This window comes from uncultured Anaerococcus sp. (genome assembly GCF_963510915.1).
GTDB lineage: Bacteria > Bacillota > Clostridia > Tissierellales > Peptoniphilaceae > Anaerococcus.
The window spans coordinates 1-13338 of the sequence record NZ_CAUPHG010000048.1; the positions used below are offsets into that span (position 1 = coordinate 1).

A 13338-nucleotide genomic window follows, 5' to 3' on the forward strand; every position below is an offset into this window, starting at 1 on the left:
ACAACCCTACAACAAAACTTAGACTCACTAATACCAGGCCTTGTACCATTACTACTAACTCTTGGTATTTGTAAGCTCTTAAAGAAAAACGTATCACCAATCACAATTATCCTAGCATTATTTGCTATAGGTATAGTTGCGAAATATTTCCACATTATGTAATATGGTAGAAAGTCAAAACACCAAGATCGACTACCAAACTAAGGCAAATTACCTAGGAGGTCTTACCAGCCATGGGGACCTCCTAGTAGGTAATAAGGCTATAGAATATTATAACGAAAGAAATGTGAGAGATTTTATTCAAATACCCTACACAGAAATTAAATTAGTAACAGCATCGGTAGTTTTTAAGAAAAAGATTACCCGATTTGCTATCCACACCAAAAAAAACGGGGACTTTATCTTTAATAGCCATGATAACAAGGCTATCCTAAGAGCCCTTAATAAATATCTTCCAGCTGACAAATTAAGAAGATCTTTAACTGTGTGGGACTATGTGAAAAATAAATTTGCAAAATAAACTCCCAGGTTGGGAGTTTTATTTTTTTATAAGTGAAAACATTTTCTTTAAAAGGTAGAAATTTTATGCGAAATATTATATAATATTATTATAAATATAAAAATGGACATTTTATTAACAATAGATATAAGTCCAGAAGGAGATATATTATGAAAAATTATAAGACATCTAAGATTAGGAATTTAGCCTTAGTAGGGCATTCGGGTGCAGGTAAAACATCTCTTACTGAAGCCCTTTTATTTAAGACTGGAGTTATAGATAAAAAAGGTAGAATAGAAAATGGAAATACAGCTTCTGACTACGATAAACAAGAGAAGAAAAGACATATTTCTCTTCAAACTTCAATAATTCCAATAGAGTATAACGACTTTAAATTAAATTTCATAGATTCTCCAGGATTTTTTGATTTTGAAGGTGAAGTTCTTCAGGCTTTGAGGGCTTGTGAGAGTGCGCTTTTTGTTATAGACGGTGAAAAGGGAATCGAAGTTGGTACAGAGAAATATTGGAAATATACCCAAAAGATTAATCTCCCATCTGTTATCTTCATTAATAAACTAGATAAGGAAAACGCTAATTTTAACAAGGTTGTTTCTGACCTCCACATAGAGTTTGGCAAAAAAATCATTCCTCTAACCCTTATGCTCGGCGAAGGCGAAAACTTTGAGGGCATAATCGATGTAATGGATAAAAAAGCTTATTCTTATGAAAATGATGAAAAGAAAGAGCTTGAAATTCCAGAAATCAGAATGGCAGAGGTTGAAGAAGTTTATAACAAGGTTATAGAGGCTGTTGCCGAATCTGATGACGAACTAATGGAAAAATTCTTTGAAGGCGAAGAATTCTCTGAAGCAGAGATCAGAGAAGGTCTATCTAAGGCTATTCTTGAAGGCAAGGTTGTACCATTAATCGCTGGCTCTACAGAAAAGATGATTGGTCTTACATCCTTACTTGATGTAATAGTTAAATATATGCCATCAATTGATGATGAGTCTGCGAACATTGGATTTAGAGTAGCTGATGGATATGAGGCTTTCGAGACAAAGGAAGATGCACCATTCTCTGCTGTAGTTTTCAAGACTCTTGCAGACCCATTCCTTGGTAAGATTTCAATCTTCAAGGTGGTTAGCGGTTCCATTTCCAAAGACGATAAACTTTACAATGCAACTAAAGATGCTGAAGAAAAGATTTCTTCACTCTTCTTCTTGAGAGGCAATGAGCAAATCAAGACTGATAAGGTAGTAGCTGGTGATATAGGAGCTTTCGCTAAGCTTGATAAGACCCAAACCGGAGATACTCTTTGTTCAAAAGATAAGAAGATTGAATACAAGAAGATTAAGTATCCAAAACCAGTTTTATTCTATGCAATCAAGGCAGTAAGCCGTGCAGACGAGGATAAGATTTCTGAAGCCTTACAAAAACTAAATGAAGAAGACCCAACTTTTGCAAACGAGATGAACAGAGAAACCAGCCAACAAGTATTATCAGGCCTTGGAAATGTTCAGCTTGAAGTTTTGATGGATAAATTAAAAGACAATTATTCTGTAAATACAGAAATCATAGAATACAAGATTCCTTACAGGGAAACTATCAAAGGCAAGTCAGACGTTCAAGGTAAGCATAAAAAGCAATCCGGTGGTGCAGGCCAATACGGTGATGTATTTATCAGATTTGAACCAAGCGAAGAAGACTTTGTCTTTGATGAAGAAGTATTCGGCGGTGCTGTGCCAAAGAACTATTTCCCAGCTGTAGAAAAAGGACTTGAAGAATCCCTAGCAGAAGGCCCACTTGCAGGCTACAAGGTAACAGGTATTAAGGCAACCCTATATGATGGTTCTTACCACCCTGTTGACTCAAACGAACAAGCTTTCAAAACTGCTGCAAGAATTGCCTTCAAAAAGGGTATAGAAGAAGCAGATCCAATCCTTCTAGAACCTGTTATGAGTCTAGAAATCAATGTCCCAGACGAAAACATGGGTGATGTTATGGGCGATATGAACAAGAGACGTGGTAGGATTTTAGGTATGGAACCACAAGCAGATGGCAGCCAAGTAATAAAGGCTGAAGCTCCACTTGCAGAAGTTTTAACCTATGCTATAGATCTTAGAAGCCAAACATCAGCTAGGGGAACATTCTCAATGGATTTTGTAAGATACGAAGAAGTTCCAAAAGAAATTACACAAAAAGTTGTAGAAAGCAAGAAAGAAGACTAAAAGTCAGGAGGCAGCAATGGCAAGATGGGAAATACTAGATATAGACCCTTACTTAAGTGACTATGAAAACGACATAAATCTAAGGATGGATAGGCTAGAAGAGCAGAAAAAGAATTTTTTAGCTGGTGGTAAATCACTTAAAGAATTTGCCAACGCTCACAACTATTACGGCTTCCATAAGGTTGAGGGAGGCTGGATTTATAGGGAATGGGCCCCAAATGCAGACGGGCTCTACCTTATAGGAGACTTTAACAATTGGGACAAACATTCTCATCCCCTAACAAAGATTAACGGAGGGGACTGGGAAATCTTTGTAAAAGGCATTAGAACCATCCCTCACAAGTCTCGCCTAAAAGTCCTAGTTGACGCTGGTGGAAAGATTATGGAGAGAATTCCAATCTATGCTACAAGGGTAGAAAGGAATGAAGATTTTGATTTTGCAGCGGTTTTAGAAAATCCACGCAAGGATTTTGAGTGGACAGACGGGGATTTCAAAATCCAAAACAAAGACCTTTTGATTTACGAAGCCCACATAGGCATGGCAGGTGAAGAAGGCAAGGTTTCTTCCTACAAGGAATTTGAAAAACACGTTCTTCCAAGGATTAAAAAAGGCGGCTACAACACAGTCCAGCTTATGGCTATAGCCGAACATCCTTACTACGGATCCTTTGGCTACCAAGTTGCAAACTTTTTTGCACCATCTTCTTGGTACGGAGAGACCAAAGACCTTAAAAGCCTTATAAATACAGCCCACGAAATGGGCTTAAATGTGATAATGGACTTGGTTCATTCTCACTCAGTTAAAAATACAGCCGAAGGCATAAACGAATTTGATGGCACAGATTATCAATTTTTCCACGCAGGTCCTGAAGGCAACCACCCAGACTGGGATTCTAAACTTTTTGACTACCACAAGGGCGGAGTTGTCCACTTCCTACTTTCAAATGTGAAATATTGGCTAGAAGAATTCCACTTTGACGGTTTCAGGTTTGATGGGGTCACATCCATGATCTATAAGGACCACGGCCGTGGAGAAGCCTTCGACTCTTATAAGAAATATTTTTCTATGAATACAGATATAGATGCCCTAAATTATTTGCAAATGGCAAATGAGTTAATCAGAGAAATTAAGCCAAAGGCCATCACCATAGCAGAAGATATGTCAGGAATGCCTGGCATGTGCCTACCTGTTAGCCAAGGCGGAATCGGCTTTGATTACAGGCTTGCCATGGGTATGCCAGATTTCTGGGAGAGAACTTTAAAGAGAGACGACCACGATTGGGATCTTTCAAATATGTGGTATGAACTTACAACCCACAGGCCAAGCGAAAAGAGAATTGGCTATGTAGAAAGCCACGACCAGGCCCTAGTTGGTTCAAAAACAACAATCTTCCAGCTAGCAGACGCTGAGATGTACGACTCTATGGCGGTTAATATCCACAATTTTGAGATAGACCGAGCCATAGCCCTCCACAAGATGATTAGGTGGATAACTATCTCAGAAGGAGCTGATGGATATTTAAACTTTATGGGCAATGAATTTGGTCATCCTGAATGGATTGATTTTCCAAGGGAAGGCAACGGTTACTCCTACCACTATGCTCGCCGTCAATGGTCACTAAGAGATGCGGATTATCTCAAATACAAGTTCTTGGCAGACTTTGACGAAGCGATGATAAATTTTGCCAAGGAAAATAAGCAACTAGGAAATGACACCTACAGGCTTTGGCTAGATAACGATAGGAAAATTATCGCCTTTAGAAATAAGGATATAGTTTATCTTTTCAACTTCCATCCAACCAATTCTTACGAGTCCTTCCACCTACCAATCCACGATATTGGAGAATTTGAGGTAGTCATGGACACAGACGAGGCAAGGTTTGGTGGTTTTGACAGGATAAGCCACGGTGTTGTCTACGACACAGAAAAACTTCCGGGCACAGACTACGACGGAATTAAAATTTATATCCCTTGTAGGACAGCCCTAGCTCTTAAAAAGGTCAAATAATGAAAATAATATGTCTAGGAGATTCCTTCACAGAAGGATATCTCGTTGAAGATAAGTCATATGCCCGCTTTTTATCAAAGGCGGGTTTTGATATTGTAAACCTTGGTCGAAATGGATCGACAACTTGTGAAATGCTAGCTAGGTACGAAGGCTACGTGCTAACAACTGATGAAGCTGACCTCTTAATAGTCTTTGGAGCCACTAATGATTTTATGGTTGGCTACTCTGTTGATTTGGTTTTTAAAAACCTAAAAAGTATAGTAGACCTAGCCAAGGCAAGGCAAATCATAGTTATAGGTCCACCCTTCATTGAAGAAGAGGAGACTTACCCAATCTATGATGAGATAAATGGAAAAATCGCAGAACTCAAAGAAAAAATCAAAAGCCTGGGGGTAGAATTCATTGATGCCGACACCATTGCCGGCCATTACCTAGACGGAGTCCACCTGGCAAGCGACTTTCACAAAGGTCTTGCAGCAAAGATTATAGAAAAGATTGGAGAATAAATGGAAAATTTAGAAAACCAAGTATTTGAAAACCTTGAAAAAAACCAGATGGTAAAAAGTCTTATGAAAAATGTCTTGATTTCAAGACTCATAACCATTGGCCTTGCCATCTTAGCTGGCTTTATCCTAATAAGAATTGCCAGAAAGACCCTAGATAAATTTTTAAACAAAAACCAGTCTTCCAGAATGGCTAACCCAGCCAAGATTGAGACAATAAGCAAGCTTTTGTATTCGATAATCAAGTTTGCCATTATTTTTATAGTAATAAATATCATCCTCGATTCTGTTGGCATCAACACATCTTCCCTAATCGCAACAGCAGGGATAGGTGGTATCGCAATCGCCTTTGGTTCCCAAACCATTATCCAAGACTTTATCATGGGAATATTTATAGTAATTGATGACAGGATAAGGGTCGGAGATTGGGTAATAGCAGCAGGTTGCGAGGGTACAGTTGAACAATTAAACCTAAGGACCACCCTCATCAGGGATTTCAACGGGTCTTTGCACATCATTCCAAATTCTAAAATCGCCAATGTCCAGAATTTCAACAGGGGAAGGGCCTTAGCCCAGGTTGTTTTTTCCCTTCCTTATGAGGTGAGTCTTGGTGAAGCCAAGGAAATTGTTCAAATTGTGGCAAGCAAACTCAAGAAAGATCCTGACTTTAAGGGCAAGGTAGTCGAAGGTTTTGAATTCTTTGAAATTTCGTCTTTTGAGCCGATTGTCTACATTGTAAAGATGATTGCAACCACCAAGGACGGCTACCAATGGGCCTACCAAAGGGCGGCGCGTGTTCTAATTAAGGAAGAGATGGAAAAAAGAGAAATCAGGGCGAGAAAAAGTGGAGATAGGAAATGAAAAAATACAAGTTAAATGACATAATCACCCTCAAAAAAGGCCATCCTTGCGGAGAAAATCTCTGGCAGATCGAAAGGCTAGGGGCAGACATCAAATTAAGGTGCCTGGGATGTGATAAGATTATTTGGATGAAAAGACTAGATTTTGATAAAAAAATCAGAAAAATAAAAGATAAAGACGGCAAGATGGTCGCAATTGTAAATTACGAAGGATAGGGGATAAAAAATATTATCGCCACCCATGATACTTAATTTTTTTGCATAAGAAACCATAAGAATTTTGCTTAGTAAAACTATAGTAATAATTAAAAAACCAAGGGGCAAAGATAAATAAAGGCTGAAAAGTTTTTATTGGAAAAATTTTTACTATTTTTAAATTTTGCCGATTAAGAAATCTCAGGGACTTAAATAAAGCTCTGAGATTTTTTTGTTAATATACGCTTAGTTCTTGCTAGACTTTTATGAAGCTAAGAGCTTTATGGTTAATTCACAAATAGATGATAGGAACATCAAGACAGATTTTTATACTTGGATATGAGATTAGAGGGCAAAAAGAACTTTTATTTTGACCATAGATAATACTACTCATATTATTGATATTATTAATTGACTAAGTAAAAAATGTTTGCTATAATTAAACCCATGATAATGATAATCATTTTCTAGATATTAATTATCGTAAGTATGAGCTAGAGGAGAGGTTTGTGAAATCAATTGCAATTTACGGCAAGGGAGGAATAGGTAAGTCGACAACTACATGTAGTCTTGCTATTGCACTTGCAGAAAATTATAAGGTTATACAAATAGGATGTGATCCTAAATCAGATTCTACTAAAAATTTAATGAATGGTAAAAAAATACCTTCAGTCTTGGACATGATTCGTAAAAAAGGCAACGATGTTGTCTTGGAAGATATAGTCTATAAAAGTGAAAGTGGAATTTATTGTGTAGAATCAGGCGGGCCAACACCAGGGATTGGTTGTGCCGGACTTGGAATAATCCAAGCCTTCAAAAAATTAGAAGAGTTAAAAGCCTTTGAGATATATAAGCCAGATATAGTCTTATATGATGTTTTGGGAGATGTTGTTTGCGGTGGTTTTGCCATGCCAATTCGTGATGGCTATGCCGATAATATTTTCATAGTGACATCTGGAGAAATGATGGCCCTATATGCTGCAGATAATATAAAAAGAGCTGTGGATAATTTTGTAGGACGTGGATACGCTAGGTGCGGGGGACTTATTTTAAATTCTAGAAATGTGCCTGATGAAGATATGGTCGTTAAGAAAGCGGCTGGTGAGATGGGGCTGGATGTATTAGCGAAGATACGCAGGTCTGACTATGTTCAAAAGGCAGAAGATGAGGGCAAGACTGCAATTGAAATGTTTCCTAATAGCGATATAGCAGATGACTATAGAAATCTAGCTAGAAAAATAATAGAAAAAATTGAAGAGATGGAAAAGAACAAGATAGAGAAAAAAGATAAGAAAATTGCGAGACGTATATGAAAAATATAAGTTTGGAAAAATTAGAAAACAAGGGATTTTTTCAAGAAAACTCTTGTGGAGGAGCTTGTTTTAAAGACTCGTTGGATTACATAGGTCCATCTTCTGGAGGTTTTGGACTCCAGCATATACTACTACAACTTCCTGAATCTCATTTGATTTTCATATCGCCATCCGGATGCGGTAGGCATACATCTTTGGCATCTTTAAAAGATGATACCAAAAAACGTATATCCTATTATCTTTTAACGGCATCAGAGATTATTGATGGTTATGATGATCAGATGGAAGAAGCTGTTGTTGAGATGGTTGATATATTAACAAAAATGAAAAGGAGGCCGAAAGCCATAATAACCATTGTTAGTTGCCTAGATAATTTGATAGGAACTGATAATGCTAGTGTTGTAAGAAGGCTTAGGGAGAGAATACCCGACATTGATTTTCAAGAAGGGCATATGGATCCTATCACCAGGGATACAGAGACACCTCCGCTTGTGAAAGGCATTAATACTATCTATAATTTCCTAAAAGAAGGAAGTGCAAAAGAAAAAACAAAAGATGTCAACATAATAGGATGTTTTCTGCCCTTGCCTGAAAACAATGAACTCTATAAGCTAGTCGCACCAGGCAAAGTTAGGCAGGTAAGCACAGAAGGCTCTTATGATGAATTTCAAAAAGAAGCAAATTCAAAAGTTAATATAGTCATGCATCCGGGTGGTATATATGCTGCCAAAGAGTTGAAAAACCGCTTTGGCACACCATTTATCCCTATGTTTACAACATATTCAATAAAAAATATCGACCAAGCTTACGAAAGTTTAGCTAAGCTTTTGGAAGTAGAGTTCGATAAGGAAATATTGGATAGCTATAGGCAAGAAGCGGAAAAATCTATCGATAAAGCTCTTGAGATAATGGGAGATAGACCTATTTGGGTATCATCTGGTGGTGTAAAACGTCCTTTTGATACAGCAAAAGCCCTTATTGAGTATGGCTTTAATGTGGAGGCAGTATTAGCATCCGATGATTTGCCATTTGAAAGAGAGGCTAAGGAGTGGCTAGAAATAAATTGCCCAAATATTAGATATATGCAGGCTGACCACTTTTCTCGTGCAAAAAGAGCCTACTTAAATGATCAAGTTTTAGGAATTGGATTCGATGCTGCATATCAAGCAGGAAGCTCTTATGTTGTTTCGTTGGTTAATGACCTTGACCTATTTGGTTATTACGGCTTAAAAACCTTGATGGAAGAAATAATAGATGCTATTAAAAATCCTAAAGATCTTAAAGAGATGATTGATAAGGCAAATCTTGTTATATAGGAGGAAAATATGGGAAGATTGAATATTTCTTTACCACCATTTGCACCTGACTATTCGGGAGCTTGTTCTATGATGTTTCCTTTGAACTCCTTGATAGTAATCTATGATGCGTCTGGGTGTACTTCAAATTACACAGGATTTGACGAACCAAGATGGTATGGTTCTGACAAAATGGTATTCTGTTCTGGACTTAGGCAGCTAGATGTTGCCTTGGGCAATGATGAAAGATACATTGAAAAGATATGCCAAGCAGCTGAATATCACAAACCAGACCTAATTTTATTTGCAGGAAGCCCTGTACCCTTGGTAATTGGTACTGATTTTCAGGCCATAGCAGAAGATATAGAAACAAGAACTCATATTCCAACAATCGGTGTTCCTACTAATGGTTTAAATGATTATTTGTCAGGTATATCTGAGGTTTGTCAAATACTTTTGGACAAATTCTTAGATGAGAAAGAAAAAACAAAAGCAAGGACAGTTAATCTGCTGGGCCTAACTCCATTGGATTTTAATGAAGACACTGTTAAGGATTTAATAAGTTTTTTAGAGAAATATGGGTGGAATATAAACTGTATCCTATCTCACGACCTTACCCTTGAGAAAATAAAATCCATAACTTCAGCAGAATTAAATCTTGTTTTCAATATGGGTGGGGTTGACATAGGAGAATGGTTATTAAAATTCTACGATATGCCATACTTGGCTGGCATACCTATAGGAGTAGATGATCAACAATTATATATAGGAAGAATGGAAGAAATTATCAAATCAGGCAATAAAAGGAATTTTTGGCAAATAGAGGAGGATGGTAGGAAGAAAAGAAAAAAGATAGGAATAATTCAAGAAAGTGTACTAGCGAACAGTCTAGGGAGAAAATTATATGAACAATTCCCTGACTACGAAATTTGTGTGGCAAGTCCTTTTTCCAAAACTTGCGATGACTACGAAAAGACAACAGCTATTCTAAAAAGTGAAAAAGACATCATAGCTTACTTACAAGACAATCAATTCGATTTACTAATAGCTGACCCTTTAATAATAGGCCTAACAGATGGAATCAAGTCTTTTAACTATAGTCACTTTGCTATATCTTCGCATTTTTATAAAAAATACGATAGGAATATAATTGGAAAATCTGGCGATGAAATTATTGAGGAAATTAAAAAAATATTAAATTAATAAAGGAGAAAATATAAATGAAAATATTAAAAAAAGTATTAGCTATGTCTATGGCTTTAGCTTTGGCTTTCAATTTCGCTGCTTGTAAATCAGAAAAAAAGGCCGAAGAAAAAGACACAAAAGCAGAAAGAACTGCAGAAAGTATAAATGAGCAAGTAAAAGAAGCAAAAGAAGAACAAGAAAAGAATGACTATGAAAAAGTAGACAAGGATGGCAAGAGGACAATAGTCGACATGGCATCTAATAAGGTAACCATACCTGATAAAGTCAATTCATGTGTAGTCATCTCTATCTATCCATTGTCAGCAGCCATCAGCAACTACCTTGGTTCAGCAGAAAAAATAATAGGCATGGATCAATTTGCCCAACAAGCTGCAAAAGTAGGTCTACTTGGCAAACTTTATCCAGAAATTTTAAATGCAAAAACAGACTTCGTTGATGGAGAAAATATAAATATAGAATCCATTATGAAATTAAAACCAGATGTAGTATTTTACTTCGCAAGAAATACAAAACACAAAGAAATGCTAGAAAATGCAGGCATACCAGCCATAGCTATGGAAGCTCAAGGCAGACACTACAATTGTATAGAAACTTTCAACGATTGGTTTAAGGTATTTAAGCAAGTATGGCCACATGAGGGCTTAGATTCAGATAAAATCACTGACTATGCTAACAAGGTATATGATAAGGTTCAAGAAAGAGTAAAAGATATACCAGAAGAAGAAAAAGTGAAAGCCCTAAGCATATTTAGATATACAGATTCAGATTTAATGGTATCAGGAAAGAATTTCTTTGGAAATTGGTGGATAGAAGCCGCAGGTGGTAAAAATGTTGCTGATGGAATCGATGTAAATGGTCCACAACCAGCATCAATGGAAGATATATACAAATGGGATCCAGACGTAATAATGCTTACAAACTTCTCTCCAGCACAACCAGAAAACTTATACGAAAATACCTTTGGAGATAAGTGGGAAAATGTAGCTGCAGTAAAAAATAAAAGAGTCCATAAGATGCCTCTAGCCTCATATAGAACATTTACACCAGGCGTTGACACACCAGTAACTCTTCTATGGGTAGCTCAAACCCTATATCCAGAAAAATTCTCTGACATAGATATCAAAAAAGAATTCCATGATTATTACAAGGATTTCTTTAATGTAGATCTAACAGATGAAGATCTAGAAAATATTGTAAATCCTCCAAAAGAAGCAGGAAAAGGCTATTAAGGAGTAGTAGATGATAAAAAACCATCAAAAACCAGTCATATTTATAATTTTTGCATTGACACTCTTGATGGGATTGGGTTGTATTGGAATAGGCAACTACAATATAAGTTTATATGAAACTATAAGGGCTTTACAAACATGGGGAAGTGGCGTGTCTGATACTGCAGCAACAGTAATATTAGGCATACGCCTACCAAGAGTCATATTATCAATAATAGCGGGGGCTGGGCTTGCTTGTGCAGGAGCAGCCTTCCAGTCATTATTTTCCAACCCCCTAGCCACACCAGACACACTTGGCGTTGCTAATGGGGCGTCCTTTGGGGCGGTCTTAGCCTTGTTATTACACTTATCAACAATAATGGTGCAAATTTCGGCAATGATTTTTGGATTGTTAGCAGTGTTTTTTGTATTACTCATAAGCAAGAGAAGGGGAAGTCGCTCTATAATAATGATGATATTAGCAGGCCTTGTTATATCTTCTTTTTTTCAAGCCCTAATTTCGATAGTAAAGTTAATGGCTGATCCTCAAGACCAATTGCCAGCAATTACATTCTGGCTAATGGGTTCATTAAGTGGAACCATGGCAGGTACCCTCCTATACGGACTACCACTTTTAATACTTGGAATTATAATTATCTTTATCTTGAGATGGCGCTTAAACGCTCTTAGTTTGCATGAAGACGAAGCCAAGTCCTTGGGAATCAATGTAGGTCGCATGAGAAACCTAACAATATTAGGCTCAACCATGATTACAGCATCAGTAGTATCAATGTGTGGCCAAATTGGATGGGTAGGACTCTTGGTACCCCATATAGCAAGGATGTTATTTGGAAACAACAATAAGTTTGTAATACCAGGTTCAATAGTAATGGGTGGCATGTTTTTCTTATTAATCGACACCTTAGCAAGAAATTTAACAGCCTCAGAACTTCCGGTATCAATCCTAACAGCGCTAATTGGAGCTCCATTATTTATATATCTTTTAAGAAAATCAGGAGGAATCAAATAGTGAATTTAAAAGTTAAAAATGGATACTATTCCTATGATAAAAAATGTCGCAAGAGCGAAAAATATGTATTAGAAGATATAAACTTTAGTGTAGACCAAGGAGAAGTTTTCACAATACTTGGAGCAAATGGAGTAGGGAAAACCACCCTTATAAAATGTATCCTCGGCTTATTAAGTTGGGAAAAAGGTGCAAGCTACCTTGATAATAAAGATATAAAAGAATTTGCAGCAAAAGAGCTGTGGAAACATATAGCCTATGTACCCCAAGCCAAAACATCAACCTTTTCATATAGGGTAGAAGAAATGGTAGTTCTAGGAAGAAGTGCCCACATAGGTCAGTTTGCCCTACCAAATGACAAAGATTATGAACAAGTAGATGAGATTCTAAAATCACTAGGAATATTTCACCTAAAAGGCAGAGATTGCAATGCGCTAAGCGGAGGGGAATTACAAATGGTCCTCATAGCCAGAGCCCTATGCGCAAACCCAAATATCCTAGTCCTAGACGAACCAGAATCAAACCTAGATTTCAAAAACCAACTATATATACTAGAAACCTTAAAAAATCTAAGCAAAGAAAAAAATGTGACAATAATAATAAACACTCACTACCCAGATCATGCCCTACAAATATCAGACAAGACACTATTACTAGGCCATGGCATACAAAAATTTGGGAAAACTTGCGATATAATAAATGAAGAAAACCTCGAAGAGATATTTAATGTGAAGATATATATCAGACAGGTAGAAGTAACAAAAGAAAAATCTTATAAAACAGTAATAGCTGACTTAAAAAATAATTAAGAAATCAAGGAAAAAATAATCCTTGATTTTTTTATTGGATAAAAAACTATAATTATATAAGCGAAAATATGAAGTAAAAGTAATCGATCAAAATTTATAAAAAAAATCAGAAAAAAATTTGACAAAGATAAAAACAGATGTTATAGTATTAAATGTCCGCAAGAGAGAAACTTGGACAGGAGAA

The 13338-nt window shown here is 36.7% G+C and carries 13 protein-coding genes; all 13 read left to right on the forward strand.

What is annotated here, in order from left to right:
* Positions 1-162: PTS system mannose/fructose/sorbose family transporter subunit IID (locus RQ893_RS05380; protein WP_311482037.1), on the forward strand; the 162-nt coding region annotated here is incomplete at its 5' end.
* Position 163: 1 nt separating this feature from the next.
* Entirely contained in the window at positions 164-520 is a 357-nt protein-coding gene (locus RQ893_RS05385) for a DUF956 family protein (protein ID WP_311482025.1), read from the forward strand.
* 149 nt (positions 521-669) lie between these two features.
* Positions 670-2730, forward strand: a complete 2061-nt coding sequence (gene fusA, locus RQ893_RS05390) for an elongation factor G (RefSeq protein WP_311482026.1) — start codon at positions 670-672, stop codon at positions 2728-2730.
* Between the two features lie 16 nt (positions 2731-2746).
* On the forward strand, positions 2747-4738 hold the full coding sequence (locus tag RQ893_RS05395) for an alpha-amylase family glycosyl hydrolase (protein WP_311482027.1): 1992 nt from the start codon (positions 2747-2749) through the stop codon (positions 4736-4738).
* Positions 4738-5244 (forward strand): GDSL-type esterase/lipase family protein, encoded by a 507-nt coding sequence (locus tag RQ893_RS05400; protein WP_311482028.1) that lies wholly within the window; start codon positions 4738-4740, stop codon positions 5242-5244. The genes RQ893_RS05395 and RQ893_RS05400 overlap by 1 nt, the downstream gene beginning before the upstream one ends.
* Complete coding sequence (locus RQ893_RS05405; RefSeq protein ID WP_311482029.1) at positions 5245-6102, forward strand: mechanosensitive ion channel family protein; 858 nt, start codon at positions 5245-5247, stop codon at positions 6100-6102. It abuts the gene before it with no gap.
* Positions 6099-6317, forward strand: coding sequence for a DUF951 domain-containing protein (locus RQ893_RS05410; protein WP_311482030.1), 219 nt, complete (start codon positions 6099-6101; stop codon positions 6315-6317). The genes RQ893_RS05405 and RQ893_RS05410 overlap by 4 nt, the downstream gene beginning before the upstream one ends.
* Positions 6318-6805: 488 nt before the next feature.
* On the forward strand, positions 6806-7609 hold the full coding sequence (locus RQ893_RS05415) for a nitrogenase iron protein NifH (RefSeq protein WP_311482031.1): 804 nt from the start codon (positions 6806-6808) through the stop codon (positions 7607-7609).
* Positions 7606-8925 (forward strand): nitrogenase component 1, encoded by a 1320-nt coding sequence (locus RQ893_RS05420; RefSeq protein ID WP_311482032.1) that lies wholly within the window; start codon positions 7606-7608, stop codon positions 8923-8925. Before RQ893_RS05415 ends, RQ893_RS05420 begins: the two co-directional genes overlap by 4 nt.
* Positions 8926-8934: 9 nt before the next feature.
* Complete coding sequence (locus RQ893_RS05425) at positions 8935-10107, forward strand: nitrogenase component 1 (RefSeq protein ID WP_311482033.1); 1173 nt, start codon at positions 8935-8937, stop codon at positions 10105-10107.
* A gap of 17 nt (positions 10108-10124) precedes the next feature.
* Positions 10125-11339, forward strand: coding sequence for an ABC transporter substrate-binding protein (locus RQ893_RS05430; RefSeq protein WP_311482034.1), 1215 nt, complete (start codon positions 10125-10127; stop codon positions 11337-11339).
* 10 nt (positions 11340-11349) lie between these two features.
* The gene (locus tag RQ893_RS05435) at positions 11350-12348 is read left to right on the forward strand and encodes an iron ABC transporter permease (RefSeq protein ID WP_311482035.1); all 999 of its coding nucleotides are present in this window, start codon (positions 11350-11352) and stop codon (positions 12346-12348) included.
* Positions 12348-13154 (forward strand): ABC transporter ATP-binding protein, encoded by an 807-nt coding sequence (locus tag RQ893_RS05440; RefSeq protein ID WP_311482036.1) that lies wholly within the window; start codon positions 12348-12350, stop codon positions 13152-13154. Before RQ893_RS05435 ends, RQ893_RS05440 begins: the two co-directional genes overlap by 1 nt.
* The last annotated feature ends 184 nt before the right edge of the window (positions 13155-13338 follow it).